The organism is Streptomyces sp. NPDC102514 (assembly GCF_055584525.1).
Map to the genome: position 1 here is coordinate 1 of NZ_JBVJLW010000037.1, position 23,013 is coordinate 23,013.

Below are 23,013 nucleotides of genomic sequence, written 5' to 3' on the forward strand. Positions count from 1 at the left end.
GCCGAAACAACTCCCACAACTCATCCGAGACCAGATGCTCAGCAAGACTCGTCATACCAACACAACGACAACCCCCACCAAAGGAAACGTCGCCTTAGGGGCGCGGGGCTGCGTGATGTGCGGCTCCGCCGCGTGGGCGCAACCAGTCGCATCCGGCGCGTACCGGATATTCGACCTGAAGTACCCCACCGCACACAACGGAGCGTTTCGGTGGTTGTCAGACCAAGGACCTAGTCTGTGCACCGTGACTTCGCCTGCATCGACGGACAGCGTTCCGCCCCAGCTCAGCGCGGGGCCGCGCCCCGCGCCGGGCCCGGCCGCCGACGAAGGCCTGGCGCGCCGTCTGCGCGCGCTCGCCTGCACCGCGCCCCTGCACGACCTCGATGTGCGCAAGGCGAACCTCGCGGGTGAGTACTCGGTGTACGGCATGGCGGAGGTCGCCCTCGCCTCCATCGACCTCATCACGCTGAACATGGACTTCGACACGGGCGCCGACCACGACCAGATAGTGGCCAGGCTCATCCCGCGCATCGCCGCCCAGGCCCCGCGCCGGCCCGTCAGCGAGCACGAGCGGGTGGCCCGCTGGGTCCTGGAGAACCTGATCAACGTCGGCAGCGTCGACCGCGGCTTCCGCGCCGTCTACGGCACGTTCGCGCCCGACGGCTCGTACGTGCGCCGCGACTACGACTTCAAGCTGATCGAGGAGGTCGCGGGCTACGGAGGGAGCGTGTACCTCCGTACGACGGACGAGGCGGTCAACGTCCTCGTGGGCGCCCTCGACACCGACGTCACCAGCGCGCAGATCGCCGCCGAGGTCAAGCTGGAGGTGCTGATCAGCCGGGGCCGTCTCGCGGACGCCCAGCTCGCCGCCGAGCAGGCCCGCTACCGCACCGTGCAGTACTCGGAGACGCTCCGCAGGGCCCTGGACGCGACCCGGCGCAACGTCCGGGCGGTGGACTGGCTGCAGGCCGTGCCCGACATGATCGCCGAGGCCCTCGACCACGTGGCCGACCGCTACCGCCACGAGAACGCGATCCTCACCAACATCCGCAGGGCACGCGACGAGTCGGAGGACCCCGAGCAGAAGCGCCGGGCCGCCGAGCTCGTCGACATCGTGAAGGACTGCATCCGGCGCCACACGCAGTTGCAGTCCCGGCTCCTGGAGGCCGGGCCGCTGTTCCGCGCCGAGCAGGACCGGCAGGCCTTCGCGACCCCGATGACGACCTCCGGGATAGACCTCTACGGCCATCTCGTCGCCCCCGTGCTGCCGCTGCCCCTGGAGCAGGCACTGCGGGTGACCGACGCCTTCTTCGCGCGCGGGACGGGGCTGCGCACCCCGGCGTCCGTCCGGGTCGGGGACCTCGTCGACCTGCTGCTGACGCCGCCGGTGGAGCGGGAGCACCTGGGCGCCGAGATGCCCGAACCGGATCTGATCGCGACGCCGGACGACAGCCGGTTCAGCGAGGAACAGCTCGGCGCCGCGATGGAGTTGCTCGACCTGCCGGCCGACGCGCCGCGCCGGCTGTCCGGGCTGCTCGCCGACGCGCGGCGGCAGGATCCTGAACTGCCGTATCTCGTCGCCCTGCTGGCGGTGCACGCGGCCAGTCCGCCGGTCGGCACCGCGTATCGGCAGGGTGAGGAGCGGCTGCTGTTCGCCGTGGACGACGGGGTCGAGCTGGACGATCCGGAGTTCGGCGGGGCGGATCTGATCGTGGGGATGGCTCTGCTGGACGTGGTCGGGATGACCGCGGGTCGGTCGGAGGTCGCGTAATGCCCCACCGGCCGTCGTTCCACTGCGGGCCGTCCGTGGCCGGTCGCGCAGTTCCCCGCGCCCCCGAGGGCGCCCCTGGCCCCGCCGATGAGATGAAGGAGTTGCAGCAGTCGTGAGTGAGCAGGTCGAGTGGAGTGAGCCGGAGGCGGTCGCCGCGGCGGTGAGCGCCCCCGTCACCCCTGCCGACACCGCGGACGCGGCCCGGCTCGTGGCCTTCGGGCTGCAGCCCAAGACACAGCCCGCCCGGGACCAGGAGTACGCCGAACTGCTGCGGCGGTACCGCGAGGATCCCCCCTTCGCGCGGCTCGCCGACGCCGTGGCCACCGGGCTCGGACTCGTCGTCCTTGAGGTGTCCCCGCGGGCCGGCATGGCGGTGACCGCCGCCGAGGACTCGGTGTTCGCCGTGCGCATGGGCGACTACGCGCGACGGGCGTCCGCCGACTCCGGCGACCGGTTCCTGCACGGCCTCGCCCACCTCTCCGTCGCCGCCCTGGCCTTCCCGCGGCCCGAGGACCTCGCGGACGACGGATACATCGGGCGCGTCTCCGTCAACGGCGTCGACGCGTTCGTACGGCAGGCCTGCCGGCGTCTGGAGGAGCGGGCCGAGGAGCAGGGGGAGAACACCGACCCGGCCACGGACGCGCCGGGTCTTGAGGCCGCCTGGCGGATCTGGGCGCGGCGCAGCTCCGCCGGGGCCACCAAGGACGCCCGACGACTGGCCGGTTCCACCACCGGCATCGTCGGCAAGGCGGCAGCGTTCCTCACCGACTCCGGGTTCCTTCAGCGCACCGGGGACGACGCCGGGGGCACGTACCGCACGACCGCCCGCTATCAGCTCCAGGTGCGGGACATGGCGGGCAGCGCCGCCCTGGCCGAGCTGCTGGAGCTGGGGGTCGTGCCGGTGACCGACGGCACCGCGAGCCTGATGCCCGCCGACGACACCGACGATCTGGAGCTGGCCGCCGACGCCGGGCTGCCGTTCCACTCGTAACCGACCCGACCCGACCCGACCCGACCCGACCGACTCCGGCTCGGATCCTCGACCCCCTCGACCCCCGTCCCCTCACATCCCCCACACCGCTTACGACTACGAGAGTCCGCCATGTACGAGCTGTCCCGGGTCCGCCTCTACTCCATCGGGCCGGCCGGTGCGCGCTACGCCGACACCGTGCTGGACCTGCGCGGAGTCGGCGGGCTCGTGCCCGACCCCGCGCCCACGCAGGCGGAGTTCTTCCAGGAGGAGCCCGTCGGGCCGCCGCGCCGCCCCGCACCCGCCGGTGTGCTCTTCCTGGAGAACGGCGGCGGCAAGTCCGTACTGCTCAAGCTGATCTTCTCGGTGATGCTGCCCGGCCACCGCAACACCCTGGGCGGCGCCAGCTCCGGTGTGCTGCGCAAGTTCCTGCTCGCGGACGACTGCGGGCATGTGGCGCTGGAGTGGCAGCACACGATCACCGGCGAATGCGTGGTGGTCGGCAAGGTCAGTGAGTGGCGCGGGCGGCAGGTCTCCAACGACCCGCGGAAGTTCGCCGAGGCCTGGTACTCCTTCCGGCCCGGCCCCGGGCTGAGCCTGGACAACCTGCCGGTCGCCGAGGGCACCGCCGTCCGGCCGCCCGTCGAGGGCGCCTCGGGCGCGCAGGGCCGGCGGCGCACCATGAAGGGCTTCCGGGACGCGCTCACCGAGGCCGGCAAGGCGTACCCGCACCTCGAAGTGCACTGGGAGGAGATCCACGACCGCTGGATCGAACACCTCGGCGACCTGGGCCTCGACCCCGAACTCTTCCGCTACCAGCGCGAGATGAACGCCGACGAGGGCGAGGCCGCCGGTCTCTTCGCCGTCAAGAAGGACTCCGACTTCACCGACCTGCTGCTGCGCGCGGTCACCGACACCCGCGACACCGACGGCCTCGCCGACCTGGTCGGCGGATTCGGCAACAAGCTGGGACGACGGGCCGAGCTGATCGCCGAGCGCGAGTTCACCGCCGGGTCCGCGGACCTGCTCGGGCGGATCGTCGAGGCGGCCGGCGCGCGCTCCCACGCGCGCGACATCCACACGGCCGCCGAGCGGCGTACGCGCACGCTGGCCAGGCGGCTCTCCGCCCGCGCCGTGCGGGAGCGGGGCCGCACCGGCGACCTCGCCCAGCAGGTCACCACCGCCGCCCACCGCGTCACCGAGGCGGAGGGGTCCCGGGAGCGCAGTGCGCTGATCGCGGCCGAACTGGCCTACCGGCACGCCTCGTTGGCGCTCGCCGCCGCAGAGAAGGGCGCCGCCGCGCAGAAGAAGGAACTCGCCGACGCGCGCACCCTGCACTCCGCGTGGCAGGCGGCGGAAGCCGTGCTGCGCCACCGTGCGGCGGCCGACCGCTCCACCCGCGTGGCCGCCGCGATCCTGGAGGCCGAGCGGGACGCCGCTCCCGCCCTCGCCGCCCGGGCCAGGGCCGCCGTCGACCTCGTACGCGCCCTGCACGCCGCCGCCGAAGGGGCCGAGTCGGTAGCCAACGAGCAGGAGGAGCGGTCCAGTTCGCTGCAGGAGGTCGGGGAGGCCGCCCACCGGGACGCGACGTCCGCCGCCACCGAGGCGCAGCGCGCCCGCAGCGAGGTCGGCCATCTGCGCCAGCGCCTCGGCGAGGTCGAGCAGGAGACTGCCGAGGCGGTGCGCGCCGGCTGGCTCGACGACACCGCCCCCGACGCCGACCCCGCCCGCGCCGCGCTCGCCGCGAGCGACGCCGAGAAGACGGCCGTCGCCGCCTGGGACACCGCGCGCGAGGCGTCCGGCCGCACCGCGGACCACGCCCGTGAGGCCGCGTCCACCGAGTCCCGGGCCGAGCTGACGGCGGCCCGCGCGGCCGACGCGGCGACGGCGGCCGAGCACGCGTACGACGCGGAACGGCGGATCGCCCAGGCCCTGGCGGCGGAGGAGCGGCTCGCCGAACTGCTCGGCCTGCCGGGAGCCTCCGGCGGTCCGGGAAGCCCCGGGCGCCCGTCGCTGCCGGGGCCCAGGCACTCGACCCCCACGGACACGAGCGCCGACAGCAGGGCGATCACCACCACCACGGCAGGTGACGGCGAGGGTGACGGCCCCCTCACCCCCCGGGAGCTGGACCACTACGCCGACGAGCTCCGGCAGCTCCTCGACGACACCGTCACCTCCGCCGAACGACAGCTCTTCGAACTGCGGACCGCCGCGGCCGACGACTCCCGCATCCTCGGCGCGCTCGGCGACGGCGGGCTGCTGCCGCCCGGCCCCGACGTGCTCGCCACCGTGGAGTACCTGGGCGAGCACGGCATCCCCGCGCTGCCCGGCTGGCGCTACCTCGCGCAGGCCGTCGACCCCGTCGACCACGCACGCGTGCTGGCCGCCCGGCCCGAACTGGTCGACGGCGTGATCATCACGGACCCGGACACCCACGCCAGGGCCCGCGACGCCCTCACCGACGCCGCGCTGCTCCCGCGCTCCACGGTGGCCGTCGGCACGGCCGCCGCGCTGCTCGCCCCGACCCCGGCCCCCGGCGCGGGCGGGGACGACGTCTTCCTCGTACCGCCGAACCCGGCCATGCACGACGAGCACGCCGCCGACGAGGAGCGGCAGGCGCTGCGCAGGCGCGCGGCCGAGCGGGACGACGAGATCCGCGAGTCGGCGGCCCGGCTCGCCAAGGACCGGGAGCTGGCCGCACGGCTCGCCTCCTGGCGCACGGGCTGCCCGGCGGGGCGGCTCACCGAACTCGCCACCGCGGCCGGTGACGCGCGCACCTTCGCCGAGGAGGCCGAGGCCGAGCTGGCCGAGGCCCGTGCCGTGCGGACCGAGGCCGACGAGGAGGCGGCCGAGGCGGCCCTCGTCCGGGACGAACGGCAGGAAGCCGCCCAGCGGGCCCGGCGCGCGGCCGACGCGCTCGCCGGACTCGCCTTCCGGCTGCGCGAGCGCGCCGGCTGGCAGGTCAAGGTACGTGAACTCGCCGACGACGCGGCCGAGTCGGAGGCCCGCGCCCAGTCCTGTCTGGAGCGGGCCCGCGCCGCCGACGAGGACCGGCGCGGCACCCAGCGCGCCGCCGACGACGCCCGGCGCACGGCCCGTGCGCTGCGCGCCGAGCGCGCGGAGATCGCGGGCGCCCCCGACGATCTCCCGGAGGAGGAGTCGGGAGCCGCGAAGTCGTCGCTGCCGGCCCTCCGCGAGGCCTACCGGGCCGCCTCCCAGCTGTACGAGAAGGTCGGGGTCGGCGCCGACCTGCGTGCCGAGCAGTCCCGGGCCGAGAGCGACGAGAGCACCGCGCTCACCGAGCTGAACCGGCTGACCAACAAGGTGCGCACCCGGGCCGCCCAGCTTCTGGAGTCCACCGACGGCTCCGACGGACCGTCCCGGCAGGCGGCCGTGGCCCGCGCCGAGGAACTGGTCCAGCTCCTCGAAGGCCGGGTGTCGACCGCGAGCGAACAGCTCGGCCGACTGCGCGGCGAGGCCGAGCGGCACGCGCCCGAGGAAGCCGACGCGCACACCGAGCTGCCCGACGACCTCGTGCCGCGCGACGCCGAGCACGCGCAGAGCCTGCTGCGCACCGCCACCGGCGAACTCGCCTCCCGCACCGACGCGTTGAGCCAGGCGCGCGCCGCGCACACCGAACTGCTCGACGCCCACCACGCCGCCGAGGACGCGGCCGGCGGCTTCGACGAGACGGCCGCCCTGCTCCGGGACCTCCTGCGGGAGCACACGGACGAGGAACAGGAGGAGACCGAGCCCTACCCCGGCACGCTCGAAGAGGCCAGGCAGTCCGCCGCCGAGGCCCGCCGCTCCCTGCGCGGCTGCGCGGCCGACCTCTCCGCCGCCGAGGCGGCCGTGCGCGAGGCGAGCGACATCCTCGTACGGCACGCCAACTCCACGCGGTACGAGCAGGTGCGCACGCCCGCGCGTCAGCAGATCCGGGAGCTGCCCGCGTCCGCGCTGCCCGAGCACGCGCAGAAGTGGGCGGACGCCTTCGCGCCCCGACTGCGGGTCCTCACCGACGAGTTGGCGCAGCTGGAGCGCAACCGCGACTCGATCGTGGACCGGCTGCGCGGCCTGGTCGAGTCCGCGCTCGCCACCCTGCGGTCGGCCCAGCGGCTGTCCCGGCTCCCCGAAGGGCTGGGGGAGTGGTCGGGACAGGAGTTCCTGCGGATCCGCTTCGAGGAGCCCGATCAGGCCACGCTCGCCGAACGCCTCGGCGAGGTCGTCGACGAGGCGACCAGGGCGGCCGTCAAGAAGAACTCCGACCTGCGCCGCGACGGGATGTCCCTGCTGCTCAGAGGGGTGGCCGCGGCGCTCCAGCCCAAGGGTGTCGCCGTCGAGATCCTCAAGCCCGACGCCGTGCTGCGCGCCGAGCGCGTCCCCGTCGGGCAGATGGGCGACGTGTTCTCCGGCGGCCAGCTGCTCACCGCGGCGATCGCGCTGTACTGCACGATGGCGGCCCTGCGGTCGAACGACCGCGGCCGGGACAAGCACCGTCACGCCGGCACGCTGTTCCTGGACAACCCCATCGGGCGCGCCAACGCGACGTATCTGCTGGAGCTGCAGCGGGCCGTGTCCGACGCGCTCGGTGTGCAACTCCTGTACACCACGGGCCTGTTCGACACGACCGCGCTCGCGGAGTTCCCGCTGGTCATCCGCCTGCGCAACGACGCGGATCTGCGGGCGGGGCTCAAGTACATCAGCGTGGAGGAACATCTCCGGCCGGGCCTGCCCCGGGAGGTTCCCGCGGGGGAGGCCGCCCACACGGAGATCACGGCGACCCGCATGTACAAGCGGCCCGCGCCGGCGGCCCCGTAGGGGCGCGGGGAACTGCGCGACCGGCCCCCACCGGCCGTCAGTTTCCCCACCATCGCGCGGTTGCGGGTCACTGCGGGTCCGTTGTGGCTGGTCGCGCAGTTCCCCGCGCCCCTGACGGGGCCCCTGAAGGGGCCTACAGGGCGTCCTCTTTCAGGAGGTCGGCGCATTTTTCGCCGATCATCATCGTTGTGATGCACGGATTCACGCTGACAAGATCCGGCATCACCGACCCGTCCGCGACCCGCAGCCGCTCCACCCCCTTGACCCGCAACCGCGGGTCCAGCGGGGCGGAAGCGTCCCCTTCCGCACCCATCTTCACCGTGCACGACGGGTGGTAGACGGTGTTGTGGGTCTTGTGGATGTAGTCGAGCAGCTCGTCGTCCGTCCGGACGTCGGGCCCCGGGGCCAGCTCGGCCCCCGCCCACCCGCTCAGCGCGGGCTGCGAGGCGATCCGCCGGGCCAGCTTCAGCCCGTACGTCATCACGCGCGCGTCGTGCTCGTGCGTGAAGTACCGCGGATCGACCCTCGGCTTGTCCCGGTAGTCGCGGGTCCGCAGCCGCACCGTGCCCCGCGACTTCGCACGGGTGACGTTCGGCGTGAGACAGAACGCGTTCTCGGAGGTCGGATAGCCCCACCGCGCGGTGTTCATGTCGAACGGCACCGACCCGTAGTGGAACATCAGGTCGGGCCGGTCGAGGCCCGGTTCGGTGTCGTAGAAGATGCCCGCCTCCCACCACTGGCTCGAGGTGGTCGTCATGGGCTGCTTGGCGTCCCACATGATGACGCCCTCGGGATGGTCCTGAAGGTTCTCGCCGACGCCTGCCGCGTCCACCACGACGTCGACGCCGACCTCCCGCAGATGTCCGGCGGGCCCGATGCCCGACAGCATCAGCAGTTTCGCGCTGTCGATCGAGCCGCAGGACACGATCACCTCGCGCCTGGCCCGTACCGTCCGGGTGTGGATCAGGTCGGGGTCCAGGTACTCGGCGCCCACGCAGCGCCGCCCGTCCAGCACCAGCTTCTTGGCGCGCACCCCGGTCCGTACATCGAGGTTCGGGCGCTTGCCGAGGATCGGGTGCAGATACGCGACCGACGAGGACTGCCGGATGTTGTTCTCGTCGGAGTTGATCTGGAACCAGCTCGCGCCCCGGACGACGGTCCTGCCCGAGTTGAAGGGCGTCGTCGGGATGCCCTCCTGGGCGCAGGCCTCCAGCAGGGCCGTCCCGCACGGGTCGTCGCTCTTGAGCGTACGGAGCTTCACCGGGCCGGTGCGGCCGTGGTGCTCGCCGGGGGCGTCGTTGTTCTCCAGCCGCCGGTAGAGCGGGAAGAGCTCCGCCGAACTCCAGCCCGTACAGCCCGCGGCGGCCCAGTCGTCCAGGTCCTCCGCCGGTGCCCAGAAGGCGATACAGGAGTTGTGCGAGGAGCAGCCGCCGAGCACCCTGGCGCGGGCGTGCCGCATGAAGCTGTTGCCGCTGGGCTGCGGCTCGACCGGGTAGTCCCAGTCGTAGCCGGACTCCAGCAGCCCCATCCAGCGCTCCAGCTTCATGACGGCGTCGTCGCCGACGTCACTGGGTCCGGCCTCCAGGACGCAGACCGTGACGGCCGGGTCCTCGGAGAGCCGGGCCGCGACCACATTGCCCGCGGTGCCCCCGCCCACCACGACATAGTCGAACTCGTCTTCCTGCATGGTGAGTTGACCTCCTTGGAGTCCTGGAGCCCTAGCACTTCTTGAGGAGTTGCGATCGTCGGTGGTCGGTGGTCGGTGGTCGGGTGTGGGTCGTTGTCAGTCGGCCGTGGGTGTGGCCGCCGGAGAGGCGGGCGGAAGCGGTGTGCCGGCGGCCTTGTACTGGTGCTCCGCGAGCACTCCGGTGCGGTGCCGCTGCACGAACCAGTAGTAGGCGAAGCCGCCACCCATCACGATGCCGACGAACAGGACGGCACCCCACCGCAGATACCAGTGGTACGGGGCGGCGGCGTTGTAGACCGCGGCGCGCGGCCAGATCAGGTTGATCATCATGGCCGTGCCCCACACCACGGCGACGATGTTGACGGGCAGTCCCCAGCGGCCGAGCGAGAACCGGCCCTCGCCCGCGGGCTGCCACTTGCCGCGCAGCCTGGCCACCAGCATGGGCCCGGTGACCAGCAGATACGCGAGATAGATCAGGATGATGCCGATACTCGTGACCACGGTGAAGATCTGCGGCTGGCGGATGTTGACCACCAGGATCGCCAGCGCCAGGATGCCGATGATCACCGCGGGCAGGATCGGGGTCTGGAAGCGCGGATGGACCTTGGCCAGCTTGGAGGAGGCGGGCAGGTTGTTGTCCCGCGCCATCGCGAAGGCCAGCCGGATCGCCGCCGTGTGCACGGCCAGGGCGCACACGGTGACCGCGATGAACACGCACCACAGCATGGCCTTGCCCGCGTCCTCACCGAGCACGTTGAGGACGACGTACTGCAGGCCGTCCGTGGAGAGCCGGTCGCCCTTCAGGCTGGACACGCTCATCAGCGCGAGCAGCAGGACGAGTCCGCCGAGGACGAACGAGGCGACGATGGCACGGATGATCGCGCGCGGCGCGTTGCGCGACGGGTCGAGGGACTCCTCGCCGAGCGAGGCGGCCGTGTCGAAGCCGTACATCACGTACGCGGACGCCAGCGACGCGACCAGGAACGCGCCGAAGTAGCCGCCGGGCTGGCCCGCGCCCGTACCGTTCGTCTCCAGCACGACCCCCGGACCACGGGTGATGTGCACGGCGAACAGCACGATGAGTACGACGGTGGCGATCAGCTCGATGAAGACGCCCGCCGTGTTGATCCGGGCCATCAGCTTCACACCGAGGGCGTTCACCAGAGTGGTGAAGACGATCAGGACGGAGGCCAGCAGCACGGCGTTGGTGGCGACGTCGTACTTGCCCGTGCCGTCGCCCACGAACTGGAACGTGGAGGAGATCTGCGGAAGCGTCAGCTGGTAGGCGAGGGCCACGGCCGCGATCGACACGACCGAGGCGATCAGCATGGTCCAGCCGGCCAGCCAGCCTATGTGCGGATTGCCTATCTTCTTGGACCAGTTGTAGACGGAACCGGCCACGGGATAGCGGGCGGCGAGTTCCGCGAAACAGAGCGCGACCATGAACTGGCCGATGAAGACCATGGGCCAGGACCACCAGTAGGCGGGCCCGCCGCTGCCGTAGCCGAAGTAGAACAGCTGGAAGGTGCCGGTGAGGATGGAGATGTAGCTGATCCCGGCGGCGAAGGTGTGGAAGTTGCCGAGCGTGCGCTTGAGCTCGGGCTTGTAGCCGAACTCGTTGAGTTCGGAGTCGTCGTGACTGTGCTTGTCGTTGTGACCGTGCTGACCGGCTGGTTGCTCCGATGGTTGCTCGGTGGTGGTCATGAGCGGCCTCCTGGGAAGGGGGAGTTCTCCCGGGCGGGAGGGGGAGTGCGGCTCGTGCGGGGTCGTCGGTGAAGACTGGATCTTATGGCGCCGGCGGCCGGATCCGTACGGTGAAGTGCGGTGGATTCTGCGGTGGTTGTCGGCAGCCCCCCAAGTCAGCCGCGGCGGTCGCGGAGTCGCTCGCGGCGGCGGTTCACGAGAACCAGCCCTGTGGGCTCGGATTCGTGGTCCGCCAGATGTGCTTGGTCTCGCGGTACTCGGCGAGGCCCGCAGGTCCGAGTTCCCGCCCGAACCCGGACTGCTTGTAGCCTCCCCACTCGGCCTGCGGGACGTACGGGTGGTAGTCGTTGATCCAGACCGTTCCGATGCGCAGCGCCGACGCGACGCGCTGCGCCTTCGCCTCGTCGGACGTGAAGATGCCGCCGGCCAGTCCGTAGATCGTGGCGTTGGCCAGCCGTACGGCCTCCGCCTCGTCGGTGAACCGCTCGACGGTCAGGACCGGCCCGAAGGACTCCTCCTGGACCACGGTCATCTCTCCGGAGCACTCGTCGAGCACGGTCGGGGGATAGTAGAAGCCCTCCGGGTGCGGGGGCTCGGCCGGCCGGCCCCCTCCGCAGCGCAGGACCGCCCCCTCCTCCAGCCCCTTGGCCACGTACGCCTCGACCTTCGCCCGGTGGGCCGCCGAGATCAGCGGCCCGGTCTGCGCCCGCTCGTCGAACGGCCCGCCCAGCCTGATCAGCCGGGCCCGGCGGACGACCTCGTCGACGAAACGGTCGTGCAGGGAGTCCTCGACCAGCAGCCGCGCCCCGGCCGAGCAGACCTGCCCGGAATGCAGGAAGACGGCCGTCAGCGCCATGTCGACGGCCGTCTTGAAGTCGGCGTCGGCGAAGACGATGTTCGGGTTCTTGCCGCCCAGTTCGAGGGCGACCTTCTTCACCGTCCCGGCCGCCGCGGCCATCAGCCGGCGTCCGGTCTGCAGACCGCCGGTGAAGGAGACCAGGTCCACGTCCGGATGGTCGCCCAGCGGAGCGCCCGCCTCCGGACCGGCGCCGAGAATCAGGTTCGCCACCCCGGCGGGCACCCCGGCCTCCTCCAGGAGACGCATCAGATGGATCGCGGTGTGCGGAGTCAGCTCGCTCGGCTTGAGGACGAAGGTGTTGCCCGCGGCCAGCGCCGGGGCTACCTTCCACGCGGTCTGGAGCAGCGGATAGTTCCAGGGGGTGATCAGCGCACACACCCCGACCGGTTCGTGTACGACCCGGCTGTCGACGCCCTCCGTGCCCGTCTCCACGACCCGGCCGGACTCGCTGGCGACGAGCCGTCCGAAGTAGCGGAAGCAGTTCTCGATGTCGTCGATGTCGTACTCGCTCTCCACCAGGCGTTTGCCGGTGTCGAGGGACTCCGCGCGGGCGAGTGCGGGCTTGTCGCGGGCGAGCAGGTCGGCGACGCGGAGCAGCACATCGCCGCGCTCGTTCGCGGGGGTCCGCGGCCAGGGGCCCTCGTCGAAGGCGCGGCGCGCGGCCGCGATCGCGTCGGCGGTGTCCTCGCCGCCCGCCTCGTCGACGACCGCGACGAGCGATCCGTCGGCCGGACAGCGGATCTCACGCGTGCGTTTCTCCCGCGCGCCCGTCCAGGTGCCGCCGATGTAGAGATCCGCCATCCCTGCCTCCCAGCATGCCTATGAGCCACTCGTGGAACATCCCGATGTGGTGCTCGGTGGGCACCAGCACCCCGCCCCTGCGGTAGGCGCGGGACGCCATGGCGGGCTGCGTTCGCTCGCACGCCTCGAAGTCCTGGGCGTTGACCCGGTGGAAGAGCTCCACGGACCTCGACACATCGGCGCCCGACTCGACGACCTCGGGGGCGTAGAGCCAGTCGCACTCCACGATCGTCCGGTCCTCGGCGAGGGGGAACATGCGGTGCAGGATGACATGGTCGGGGACGAGATTGATGAACACGGTGGGTTTGACCGTTATCGCATAGTAACGACGGTCCTGATCCTCCGCGACCTCAGGCAGCCTGCCGAATCCCTCGCTGCCGTCGACCGTGAAGCCCTTGATCCCCTCGCCGAACTCGGCGCCGTGGCCGACGTAGTACTGGGCGGCGTAACCGTCCGCGAACTCCGGCAGCACCTCCGTCAGTTCGGGGTGGATGGTCGCGCAGTGGTAGCACTCCATGAAGTTCTCGACGATCAGTTTCCAGTTGGCCCGCACGTCGTAGGTGATGCGTTTGCCGAGGGCGAGGTTCTCCGTGCCGTAGTGCTCGACGGCCGCCACGTTCCCGAGCCGTTCGACGGCCGCGCCGATCACCGTCTCCTCGAAGGACGGCGGTTCGTCGGCCAGACACACCCAGGCGTATCCGAGCCACTCCCGCAGCGCGACGGTGACCAGCCCGTACTCCGTGCGGTCGACGTCCGGCATCTTCACCAGGTTCGGCGCCGCGATCAGCTTCCCGTCCAGGCCGTACGTCCAGGCGTGGTACGGGCACTGGAGGTTGCGCCGGACCTCGCCGGCCTCCTCGGTGCAGAGCCGGGCACCGCGGTGGCGGCAGATGTTGAGGAAGGCCCGCAGCTCGCCGGTACGGGACCGGGTGATCAGGACGCTCTCGCGGCCCACCTGGACCGTACGGAACGCACCAGGTTTGGCCAGGTCGGCGCCGCGGACGGCGCAGAACCACATCGACTCGAAGAGGTGCTCCTGCTCCTGCCGGAAGATCTCCGGATCGGTGTAGTAGTGCCCCGGCAGTGTGCTGATCAGACTGGGGGGCAGCTGGGCGGAGGCGGCGGGGGAGACGGAAGCGGGGGCGGCGGATACGGGGGTCGTCGACACGAGCGTGCTCCTCAGGCGGGCGCGGCGGCGAGGCGGTGGGGGTCGAACAGGCCGATCGGGTGACCGGTGGTCCCCGTCAGGGCCAGATCGGCGAGGATCTCGCCGACAACCGGCACGAACTTGAAGCCATGGCCGGAGAAACCGCAGGCCACGGTCACGGACTCGGGATGCGCGGGATGCCGGGCGATCACGAAGTGCTCGTCCGGAGTGTTGGAGTACATGCAGGTGGCGGCCTTGAGGAAGGTGCCGGGCAGATCGGGGATGCAGCGGGACATGTGGTCCGCCATCGCCCGGATCTCGTCCTCGTGGACCGTGCGGTCGATGGTCTCCGGGGTGCAGATCTGCCCCTTGCGGAAGAACGCGACCTTGGCGCCCAGCTCCGGCCCGTCGATGGACGGGAAGCCGTACACCTGGACGTCGTCGGCGTCCTCCCAGATGTAGATCGGGTGGTTCTCGGGCACGAAGGGCCGGACCCCGCCCCTGGGCTGGAACCAGTACATGACCTGCCGTTCGATGGTGAACGGCACCCCGAGGTCGGTGAGCAGCTGCGGCGCCCAGGCACCCGGGCAGATCACCAACTGGCCCGCCGTGTACGTGTTCTCGGCGGTGTGCACGCGTACGCCGTCCCGGTACGGCTCCCAGCGGGTCATCGGCTCGTCGAAGTGCAGGTCGGCGCCCTGCCGGGTGGCGAGCTGCAGATGGGCCGCGACCATGTTCTCGGGGCGGACCAGGCCGGCCTGCCTCTCGAAGAGCCCGACCTCGTCGTCCCTCGGGGCGAGGGTGGGGAAACGGCGGCGGATCTCGGCCGCGTCGAGCATCTCGTGGGGCAGGTCCCACCGGGCCGCCGAGCGCAGCGAACCGGAGACGGTCAGTGAGTCGGGCCGGCCGATCATCACACCGCCGCACAGGGTGGCGATGTCCCGCCCGGTGGCCCGCTCCACGTCCTCGTACAACTCGTAGGCGCGCAGCAGCAGCGGCACGTACGCCGGGTCCTCGAAGTAGGACTGCCGGGTGATCCGCGAACCCCCGTGACTGGACCCACGGTTGTGCACGGGCCCGAACTTCTCAAGACCGAGCACCCGCACACCACGCGAGGACAGATGATGAACAGCGGCACTACCCATACCGCCAAGACCGATGACGACGACGTCGTAACTGGGGGACACGGGGACCTCCGTCTTTCCGGGGGCGCGGGGAACGGCGCAATCTTTTGTCTTTGAGTCGCGCGGGCAACGGCGCGGACTTCCGCCGTTCAGGGGCGCGGGGAACGGCGCAGTCTTTTGCTTTTAAGGGGCGCGGGGAACGGCGCGACCAGCCCCCACGAACCCGCAGGCTGTCGACGGTCCCTCCCTCGGGGGGACGATCACCGTCGAATACGGCTCATCTTCGGATCGAAGATCGGCTCATCGACGACAGTCGCCCCCACCTTCTCCCCGAAGTACTCGACAGAGACCCCCGCCCCCACGGGCAACACCGGCAACCACGCATACGCCACACACCGCCCCACGGTGTACCCGTACGCCGCACTCGTGACGTACCCCGCAGGGGAGCCGTCGACATACACGGGCTCCTTGCCGAGCACCACGGCCGACGGATCGTCGAGCAACAACGGCGTGAGCCGACGCCGAGGCCGACGCTCACCGCGCCCCTCCAGTGCCCCCATCCCCAAGAACTCCCCCTTGTCCAGCCGAACGGCGAACCCCACCCCCGCCTCGTACGGATCGTGTTCGTCGGTCATGTCGACGCCCCACGCCCGGTACCCCTTCTCCAGCCGCAGGCTGTTGAACGCGGAGCGCCCGGCCGCGATCACACCGTGCTCCCGGCCCGCCTCCCAGAGTGTGTCCCAGAGGCGGAGCCCCAGGTCGGCGCTGGTGTAGAGCTCCCAGCCCAGTTCACCGACGTAGCTCAACCGCATGGCGGTGACGGGGACATGGCCGATGTACGTCTCCTTGGCGCGGAAGTAGCCGAAGCCCTCGTGCGAGAAGTCGTCGCGGGTGAGCGGCTGCACGAGCGCGCGGGCGAGCGGCCCCCAGACGCCGACGCAGCACGTACCGGACGTGATGTCGCGGAGGTGTACGCCGTCGGGGGCGTGCCTGGTCAACCAGTCCAGGTCCGCGGGGGAGTTGGCGCCCACCTGGAAACGGTCGGGGCCCAGGCGGGCGACGGTGAGGTCGGAGCGGATGCCACCCGTGTCGTCCAGGAGGAGGGTGTAGGTGACCGCGCCGGGCTTCTTGCGGAGGTTGTTCGTGGTCATGCCGTGCAGGAATTCGAGGGCGCCGGGGCCGGTGACTTCGAGGCGGCGCAGGGGAGTCATGTCGTAGAGCGCGACCTTCTCGCGGGTGGCCAGCGCCTCGGCCGCGGCGACGGGCGACCAGTACCGCGCCGACCAGGCGTCCCGCGCGGGCACGTCCAGCCCGGCGGCGAGCGGCGCGTTCGCCTCGTACCAGTGCGGACGCTCCCAGCCGCCGCCCTCCAGGAAGTACGCGCCCAGTTCCTGCTGGCGCGCGTGGAAGGGGCCGACCCGCAGAGGCCGCGGCCGTTCCATCGGCTGGAGCGGATGCAGGACGTCGTACACCTCGACGAACTGCTGCGAGCCGCGTTCCCTGATGTACGAGGGTGAGCGCTGGGCCTCCTCGAAACGCGTGAGGTCGCACTCGTGGGCGTCGATCTCGGGGCGGCCGTCGATCATCCACTCGGCCACGGCCTTGGCGACACCGGCCGAGTGGGTCACCCACACGGCCTCCGCCAGCCAGAAACCCCGCAGCGCACGCGATTCGCCGAGGACCGGCATGCCGTCGGGGGTGAAGGAGAAGACGCCGTTGAAGCCCTCCTCGATCGTGCTCCCGCGCAGGGCGGGCAGCAGCCTGCGGCAGTCGTCCCAGCTCGGCGCCCAGTCCTCCTCGGTGAAGGGGAACGACGACGGCATCTCCAGGTCGTTCGCACGTGCCTCGTCGTAGCCGAGGACCGCGAAGGGGTCCACGGGGAGCGGCCGGTGGGCGTAACTGCCGATGCCGATGCGGTCGGTGTGCTCACGGAAGTAGAGGTCGCGGTCCTGGAAACGGAGGATCGGCCTCGACGCCTCCGAAGTGGCTCCGGCCAGTTCGGGCAGCGGCTTCGTCCGCGCGTACTGGTGGGCGAGCGGCTGCAGAGGTACGTCGATCCCGGCCATGCGGCCGATCACCGGCCCCCAGAATCCGGCCGCCGAGACGACGTGGTCGGCGGGGAAGACGCCCTGGTCGGTGACGACGGCGGTGACCCTGCCGTCCTCCTTCTCGATCCCGGTGACGGTGTGCCGGTCCAGGAAGCGGGCACCGCGGCTCTCGGCCCGCTCCTTCTGGGCGTGGGCCGCGAGCAGCGCGCGGGCCAGACCGTCGTCGGGGGTGTGGAAGCCCCCGAGGACCATCGATTCGTCGATCAGGGGCCAGAGTGCCTTGCAGCGGGCCGCGCTCACGATCTCGCCGGGTACGCCCCAGGAGGCGGCGTACCCGGCCCTGCGGTGCAGCTCGGCGAGGCGTTCGGGCGTGGTCGCGAGTTCCAGGCCGCCCACCTGGTTGAAGCAGGAGACGCCGCCCACTTCCAGGGAGTTGAACTTCTCGACCGTGTAGCGGGCGAAGGCCGTGAGGGTCCTGGAGGGACTGGTCTGGAAGACGAGGCCCGGCGCGTGGGAGGTGGAGCCGCCGGGAGCGGGGAGCGGCCCCTGTTCGAGGACAGTGACGTCGGTCCAGCCGCGGGCGGTCAGCTCGTCCGCGAGGGAGCAGCCGACGATGCCGGCGCCCACGACGACCACCCGGGGCACGACGGCGGCACGGGGGCTGTCGGACTCGTGGCCGCTCACAGGACCACCACCGAGCGCAGCACCTCACCGCGGTGCATGTTCGACAGTGCCTCCTCGACCTGGTCGAGCGCGATGGTCTCGGAGACGAACGCGCCCAGATCGAGGAGCCCGTAGAGGTACTGGTCGATGAGGAACGGGAAGTCGCGGCTGGGCAGACAGTCGCCGTACCAGGAGGACTTGATCGCGCCGCCGCGGGAGAACACGTCGATCAGCGGCAGCTCTATCCTCATCTCCGGCGCCGGGACGCCGACCTGCACGAGCAGCCCCGCGTGGTCGCGCATGTAGAAGGCCTGCTCGAAGGTCTCCGGGCGGCCCACGGCGTCGATGGCGATGTCGACCCCGAAACCGTCGGTGAGGGCGCGCACGGCCTCGACCGGGTCGGTGCCACGCGAGTTGACCGTGTGGGTGGCGCCGAACCTCTCCGCCCGGTCGAGCTTCTTGTCGTCGATGTCGACGGCGATGACCTTCATGGCGCCGTTGAGGCAGGCGCCCGCGATGGCCGCGTCGCCGACACCGCCGCAGCCGATGACGGCGACCGTGTCACCGCGCCCGACGTTGCCGGTGTTCACCGCGGCGCCGTAGCCGGCCATCACCCCGCAGCCGACCAGGCCGGCGGCCTCGGGGCGGGCCGCGGGGTTGATCTTCACGGCCTGGCCCGCCGCGACCAGGGTCTTCTCGGCGAAGGCGCCGATGCCGAGCGCGTTGCTGAGCGGGGTGCCGTCGAGGAGGGTCATCGGCTGGGTGGCGTTGCGCGAGTCGAAGCAGTACCAGGGGCGGCCACGGCGGCAGGAGCGGCACGCGCCGCAGGGGGCCCGCCAGGCAAGGACCACGTAGTCGCCGGTCCTGAGGTCGGTGACGCCCTCACCGACCGCCTCGATCGTGCCGGCCGCCTCGTGGCCCAGCAGGAACGGGAAGTTGTCGCTGATCGCGCCCTCGCGATAGTGCAGATCCGTGTGGCAGACCCCGCAGGCCTGCACGGTGACGAGCACCTCGCCAGGACCGGGATCGGGTACGACGATCGTCCGCACCTCGACGGGTGCGCCCTTCTTCACAGCGACTACGGCACGGACCTCGTATGGCACGACCTAGCTCCTCTGCTGTTGCGCAATGCACTATGGGTTGCGCTATGAGGAACATAGTGAGAACGCCTCCAGGGGGCCGTCAAGAGGTACGGGTTAACCCTTGGCAAAAGGAACCGGCGCCCCGAAATCTGTCCGACACACGGAAGCGCGGGGCCAGATGTTCCTGACCCCGCGCCGTGTTCCGCCCGGCGGTTCGCGCCGTGTCCCGTGTCCGCACGAAGCCCGGCGCCCGGCTCGGGCCCGCGTCCGAACCACCTCCGCCGGAGCCCGCCTCCCGACCTCGTTTCGTGGCCGATTCCGTGCCGTACGAGTTCGGCCTCCGGCTCGGTTCCATGGCCGGTTCCGTCGCCGTACGAGTTCGGTGTCCGCCTCCGTCCCGGGGCCGGTTCCGTGTCCGCACGCGGGGGCGCCCCGCATCCGTCAGAAGCCGTAGCCCATCCGGCGCGAGAGGTCGGCCGCGGCCGCGACCGTGCGCTTGGCGAGCTCCGGCAGCCGGTCCGGCTCCAGGCGGTACACCGGTCCGGAGACGCTGATCGCGCCGATCACCTTGCCGTCGTGCGCGCGCACCGGCGAGGCCGTGGCAGCCAGCCCCAGCTCCAGCTCCTCCAGGGCGAACGAGTACCCCTGCTCGACCACGGCCTCCAGCTCCGCGCGCAGCGCGGCCGTCCCGGTGATCGTGCGCTCGGTGAAGCGCGGCAGGGTCCTGGCCAGCAGCCCTTCGCGGAGCGTCGGCGGCAGGTGGGCCAGCAGCACCTTGCCGCTGGAGGTGGCGTGCAGCGGGGTGCGTCTGCCCAGCCAGTTCTGCGCGGTGACCGACGCGGCGCCACGGGCCTGCATGATGTTGACCGCCGCGTTGTCGTCGAGGACCGCGATGTTGACGGTCTCGCCCAGCTCGTCCGCGAGTTCTCGGCAGACGGGCACCCCTTCCTGCGAGATGTCCAGCCGCACTGCCGCCGCCCCCGCCAGGCGTAGTACGCCGGCCCCCAGGAAGTACTTCCCGCGGTCCTTCGCCTGGGCGACCAGGCCGCGGTTCTCCAGCACCCCGAGGAGCCGGAAAGCCGTGGACTTGTGGACCTCCAGCTCGTCGGCGATCTCGGTGACGCCCGCCTCGCCGAGCCGGGCGAGGATCTCCAGCACGCTCACCGCGCGGTCCACCGACTGGACGGCGCTCCCCGCGCCTCTGCTCTGCTTCTCCGGTGTCTCCCCTGTGCCGTCAGCCTGCTTCTGAGTGCGGGTCATAGCTCAACTCTCACCACCTGGCGGCCCGGTTTGAGCCGCATCTGCCGGAAGCCCTTGACGCGACGGGCATCCCGCGCGGATTCTGTTGCGCATAGCGCTCCCTCGTGCGCCATACGAAACATCATGTTACCGAAGAGTCCGTGACCGGGAAGGTCTCGGACCGCACCGGACCTGTGAGGACCAGGACTGTGGGTCCTGGACCGAGAGGGGGGCCCGTGATTCCCGTCTGCCGCCTTGATGACCTCCCCGCGGGCGAATCCGTCCGTGTCGACACCATGCCGCCCATCGCCGTGTTCAACGCCGACGGCGAGCTGTACGCCATCGACGACACCTGCACCCATCAGGACGCGTCGCTCTCCGAGGGGTGGCTGGAGGGCTGCCTGGTCGAATGCCCCTTGCACGCCGCCTCGTTCGATCTCCGCACGGGACTGCCGACGTGCCTGCCCGCGCGCCGCGCCGTCCGCACCCACCGTGTCACCGTCGACGACGGTGTCATCCATGTCCACGTGGCAGCGAAGGAGGACACGGCGGCATGACGATCCCCCACGCGAGGGGCACCACAACGCGCCCCTGTGGTCCCCACCTTTTCATGGGCTCCGCCCGGCACACAGGTGAGAGGCCCACACGCCTCCCTGCTCGGGCGGTGACCGGCGCCGCACCGGTTCCCGGAAGCACGACGCCCTCCGCGCCTGCCGTCCGGAAGGAGCCGGCCGTATGAGGACCGTCATCGTCGTCGGGGCCTCGCTCTCCGGGCTGTACGCGGCCCGTGAGCTGCGTACCCAGGGTTTCGACGGGCGGTTGGTGGTCGTCGGGGACGAACCGCACCGCCCCTACGACCGCCCGCCCCTGTCCAAGGACTTCCTCACCGGCCGGTCCGGCGAGGACGCACTGGCCCTCGGCGACACCGAGGAAATGGCCGAACTCGACGCGGAATGGCTCCTCGGCACCCGCGCCCGCGGCCTCGACACCCGCGGCCGCACCGTCCTCCTGGACGACGGCCGTACGGTCTCCGGCGACGGCGTCGTCATCGCCACGGGCGCCTCGGCGCGCCGGCTGCCGGGTCCCGGGCTCGCCGGGGTCCACACCCTGCGCACCCTCGACGACGCCCGCGCCCTGCGCGCCGAACTGACCGCGGGTGCCCGCCGTGTCGTCGTGATCGGCGGAGGATTCATCGGCGCCGAGACCGCGTCCTCGTGCGCCGGACTCGGCCACGACGTCACCGTCGTGGAGGCGGCTCCCCTGCCGTTGGTGCCCCAACTCGGCCCCGAGATGGCGGCCCTGTGCGCGGCGCTGCATCGTCGCGGCGGCGTCGGACTGATCACGGGCACGGGCGTCACCGCACTGCGCGGTCGGGACGCGGTCACCGGAGTGGAACTCTCCGACGGCCGTCTCCTCCCCGCCGATGTCGTGATCGTCGGTATCGGCGCCGTCCCCAACACCGGCTGGCTGGCGGGCTCGCCGCTCGCGCTGCACGACGGCGTGCTGTGCAACGACGGCTGCGCGACGGCTCTGCCCCAGGTGGTCGCCGTCGGAGACGTGGCCCGCGTGGGCGGAATCCGCGCCGAACACTGGACCAGCGCCACCGAGCAGCCCCGGATCGCCGTGCGCAACCTCCTGGCCGGGTACACCGCGGAGACCGTACGCCCGCTGCCCTACTTCTGGTCCGACCAGTACGGGGCGCGGATCCAGTTCGCCGGACGGCGGCTCGACACCGACACCGTCCGCATCACGGAAGGGACGGTCACCGACGGGGCACCGGGCGAGGACGGCCTGCTCGCGCTTTACGAGCGCGAGGGCCGGACGACCGCGGTGCTGTCCGTCAACCGCCCCCGCCCGTTCACGCGGGCCCGGCGTGAACTGGGCCGCGGGGCGGACGCGATGGAGGCGGTCTCCTAGGGCCTGTCTGACGCCGCCCGGCCGCCCTCCGGGCGACGACGGGAATTGTCAGACAGGCCCTAGGCCGGACACGTCCTGGGACATGGCGGAGCCGGTGTCCCAGGACGTGTGACGTGTCAGGAGTGCGACAACTGGCCCGCGCCGCCGCCCCGACGGCGTATCCGCTCCTTGGTCCGCTCCGCGGAGCGTTCCTGACGCCGGATCTTGCGCCGCTCGCGCCGCAGGGCCCGGGCGGTGCTGCTCGGCTCCGACACCACGCCGTTGCGCTGGTTCCACACCTGGCGCGTCACCCAGACGTCCAGCGCGCCCCAGGTGGCCACCACCGTGCTCGCCACGCTGCTCAGCACCATGGGGAACGCGAGCCACGAACCGGCCAGCGTGCACAGGAAGGCGACCATCGCCTGGATCAGCGTGACGGCGATGATGATGACGGCGCGCACCGCCGACGTACGCACGGGATCGGGCAGCCGACGCCTGTCCGCGGGCTCCTCGACCCACAAGGGCCGGTAGTACGCCCGCTCTTCGGGCTCCGTGACGTACTGCTCCCCGGTCTGCGGCACCCGGTCGTCCCCGCTCCTCGCGAAGGGCTTCGCCCCGGCTTCCGTCACAGCCCCCGTCCTGCTCTCTCCCACAGTCCTCGTGCCCGCCTGCGCGGCAGACACGGCCTCTGCCACAGCTTCTGCCCCTGTCACGGGCGCGGTTCCGGCCCCCGCCGCAACCGCGGACCTCCACCTGGCCTCCGCCACACGGTCCGCTTCCGCGGCCGCGCGGTCCATGGCTGCGAGATCGGCCGCGATGTCGGCCGGAATGTCCCGGCGGGGGATCTGCGACCCCCGCTCCGCCTCCGCGATCGTCGTGGCGCCCGTCCCGGGTGCCCCGTACCGCTCCGCCGTGCCCATCAACCTGTCACTCCCCACCGCCCGACAGCCGCTCGCTCCGGTGTCACGAGACTCCGGCTCCCCATCGGCTGCCCGGCTTGCGCTGTTATACGCCCCCTGGGCGCGGCATCCGGCACCTGCAGCCGATTCCGCCTCCAACTTCCATACAGACAGACGATCGGCGTAAGCCGAAGATTCCCGGCGATCGAAAAATTTCGGCCAAGTGGTGCGCCGAGCGGACCCCGTCCCGCTCTTTTCCCCGTGTCGGTTTCAGGGAGGCAATCTCCCGCAATGAACGGACAACT

General features: G+C 71.6%; 14 protein-coding genes. 5 read left to right on the forward strand and 9 right to left on the reverse strand.

All coding sequences use genetic code 11. The features are described from left to right. Positions 1 to 244 precede the first annotated feature (244 nt). The 3 genes from ACZ60E_RS44315 (at position 245) to ACZ60E_RS44325 (ending at position 7,559) form a co-directional block, all read left to right on the forward strand. Complete coding sequence (locus ACZ60E_RS44315) at positions 245 to 1,771, forward strand: hypothetical protein (RefSeq protein ID WP_469448039.1); 1,527 nt, start codon at positions 245 to 247, stop codon at positions 1,769 to 1,771. Between the two features lie 112 nt (positions 1,772 to 1,883). Beyond that, positions 1,884 to 2,762: a hypothetical protein gene (locus tag ACZ60E_RS44320; protein ID WP_384812120.1), complete on the forward strand. Its 879-nt coding sequence runs from the start codon at positions 1,884 to 1,886 to the stop codon at positions 2,760 to 2,762. A 111-nt stretch (positions 2,763 to 2,873) separates the two neighbouring features. Beyond that, a complete protein-coding gene (locus tag ACZ60E_RS44325; RefSeq protein ID WP_469448040.1) occupies positions 2,874 to 7,559 on the forward strand; it encodes a hypothetical protein in 4,686 nt (1,561 codons plus the stop codon). A gap of 133 nt (positions 7,560 to 7,692) precedes the next feature. Here ACZ60E_RS44325 and ACZ60E_RS44330 read toward each other — a convergent pair whose 3' ends face one another. The 8 genes from ACZ60E_RS44330 to ACZ60E_RS44365 all read right to left on the reverse strand — a co-directional run bounded on the left by ACZ60E_RS44330 (position 7,693) and on the right by ACZ60E_RS44365 (position 19,934). Then, positions 7,693 to 9,246, reverse strand: a complete 1,554-nt coding sequence (locus ACZ60E_RS44330; protein ID WP_469448041.1) for a GMC family oxidoreductase — start codon at positions 9,244 to 9,246, stop codon at positions 7,693 to 7,695. A 96-nt stretch (positions 9,247 to 9,342) separates the two neighbouring features. Further along, positions 9,343 to 10,950 (reverse strand): APC family permease, encoded by a 1,608-nt coding sequence (locus ACZ60E_RS44335; protein ID WP_469448042.1) that lies wholly within the window; start codon positions 10,948 to 10,950, stop codon positions 9,343 to 9,345. A 193-nt stretch (positions 10,951 to 11,143) separates the two neighbouring features. Then, a complete protein-coding gene (locus ACZ60E_RS44340; protein ID WP_469448043.1) occupies positions 11,144 to 12,610 on the reverse strand; it encodes an aldehyde dehydrogenase family protein in 1,467 nt (488 codons plus the stop codon). Next, positions 12,552 to 13,778: an aromatic ring-hydroxylating oxygenase subunit alpha gene (locus ACZ60E_RS44345; protein WP_469448044.1), complete on the reverse strand. Its 1,227-nt coding sequence runs from the start codon at positions 13,776 to 13,778 to the stop codon at positions 12,552 to 12,554. Before ACZ60E_RS44345 ends, ACZ60E_RS44340 begins: the two co-directional genes overlap by 59 nt. A gap of 11 nt (positions 13,779 to 13,789) precedes the next feature. Further along, positions 13,790 to 14,944 (reverse strand): N-methyl-L-tryptophan oxidase, encoded by a 1,155-nt coding sequence (gene solA, locus ACZ60E_RS44350; RefSeq protein WP_469448045.1) that lies wholly within the window; start codon positions 14,942 to 14,944, stop codon positions 13,790 to 13,792. Between the two features lie 197 nt (positions 14,945 to 15,141). Next, the gene (locus tag ACZ60E_RS44355) at positions 15,142 to 17,613 is read right to left on the reverse strand and encodes a GcvT family protein (RefSeq protein ID WP_469448046.1); all 2,472 of its coding nucleotides are present in this window, start codon (positions 17,611 to 17,613) and stop codon (positions 15,142 to 15,144) included. Then, positions 17,610 to 18,695, reverse strand: coding sequence for an S-(hydroxymethyl)mycothiol dehydrogenase (locus ACZ60E_RS44360; protein WP_469448047.1), 1,086 nt, complete (start codon positions 18,693 to 18,695; stop codon positions 17,610 to 17,612). The genes ACZ60E_RS44355 and ACZ60E_RS44360 overlap by 4 nt, the downstream gene beginning before the upstream one ends. Before the next feature lie 420 nt (positions 18,696 to 19,115). Next, complete coding sequence (locus ACZ60E_RS44365; RefSeq protein WP_384812142.1) at positions 19,116 to 19,934, reverse strand: IclR family transcriptional regulator; 819 nt, start codon at positions 19,932 to 19,934, stop codon at positions 19,116 to 19,118. Positions 19,935 to 20,149: 215 nt separating this feature from the next. On the opposite strand from ACZ60E_RS44365, the gene ACZ60E_RS44370 reads away from it, so the two are divergent. Together ACZ60E_RS44370 and ACZ60E_RS44375 are read left to right on the forward strand one after the other, a co-directional pair. Continuing rightward, positions 20,150 to 20,470 (forward strand): bifunctional 3-phenylpropionate/cinnamic acid dioxygenase ferredoxin subunit, encoded by a 321-nt coding sequence (locus ACZ60E_RS44370; protein WP_384812145.1) that lies wholly within the window; start codon positions 20,150 to 20,152, stop codon positions 20,468 to 20,470. 178 nt (positions 20,471 to 20,648) lie between these two features. Next, positions 20,649 to 21,830, forward strand: coding sequence for an NAD(P)/FAD-dependent oxidoreductase (locus ACZ60E_RS44375; RefSeq protein ID WP_469448048.1), 1,182 nt, complete (start codon positions 20,649 to 20,651; stop codon positions 21,828 to 21,830). A gap of 116 nt (positions 21,831 to 21,946) precedes the next feature. Here the strand turns inward: ACZ60E_RS44375 and ACZ60E_RS44380 are convergent, their stop codons facing one another. Then, entirely contained in the window at positions 21,947 to 22,390 is a 444-nt protein-coding gene (locus ACZ60E_RS44380; protein WP_469448057.1) for a hypothetical protein, read from the reverse strand. Positions 22,391 to 23,013 lie beyond the last annotated feature (623 nt).

Bases quoted from the DNA above. Each gene is read 5' to 3' on its own strand.
- ACZ60E_RS44340 (WP_469448043.1), bottom strand. From the start codon at position 12,610: ATGGCGGATCTCTACATCGGCGGCACCTGGACGGGCGCGCGGGAGAAA.
- ACZ60E_RS44330 (WP_469448041.1), bottom strand. From the start codon at position 9,246: ATGCAGGAAGACGAGTTCGACTATGTCGTGGTGGGCGGGGGCACCGCG.
- ACZ60E_RS44335 (WP_469448042.1), bottom strand. From the start codon at position 10,950: ATGACCACCACCGAGCAACCATCGGAGCAACCAGCCGGTCAGCACGGT.
- ACZ60E_RS44375 (WP_469448048.1), top strand. From the start codon at position 20,649: ATGAGGACCGTCATCGTCGTCGGGGCCTCGCTCTCCGGGCTGTACGCG.
- ACZ60E_RS44365 (WP_384812142.1), bottom strand. From the start codon at position 19,934: ATGACCCGCACTCAGAAGCAGGCTGACGGCACAGGGGAGACACCGGAG.
- ACZ60E_RS44325 (WP_469448040.1), top strand. From the start codon at position 2,874: ATGTACGAGCTGTCCCGGGTCCGCCTCTACTCCATCGGGCCGGCCGGT.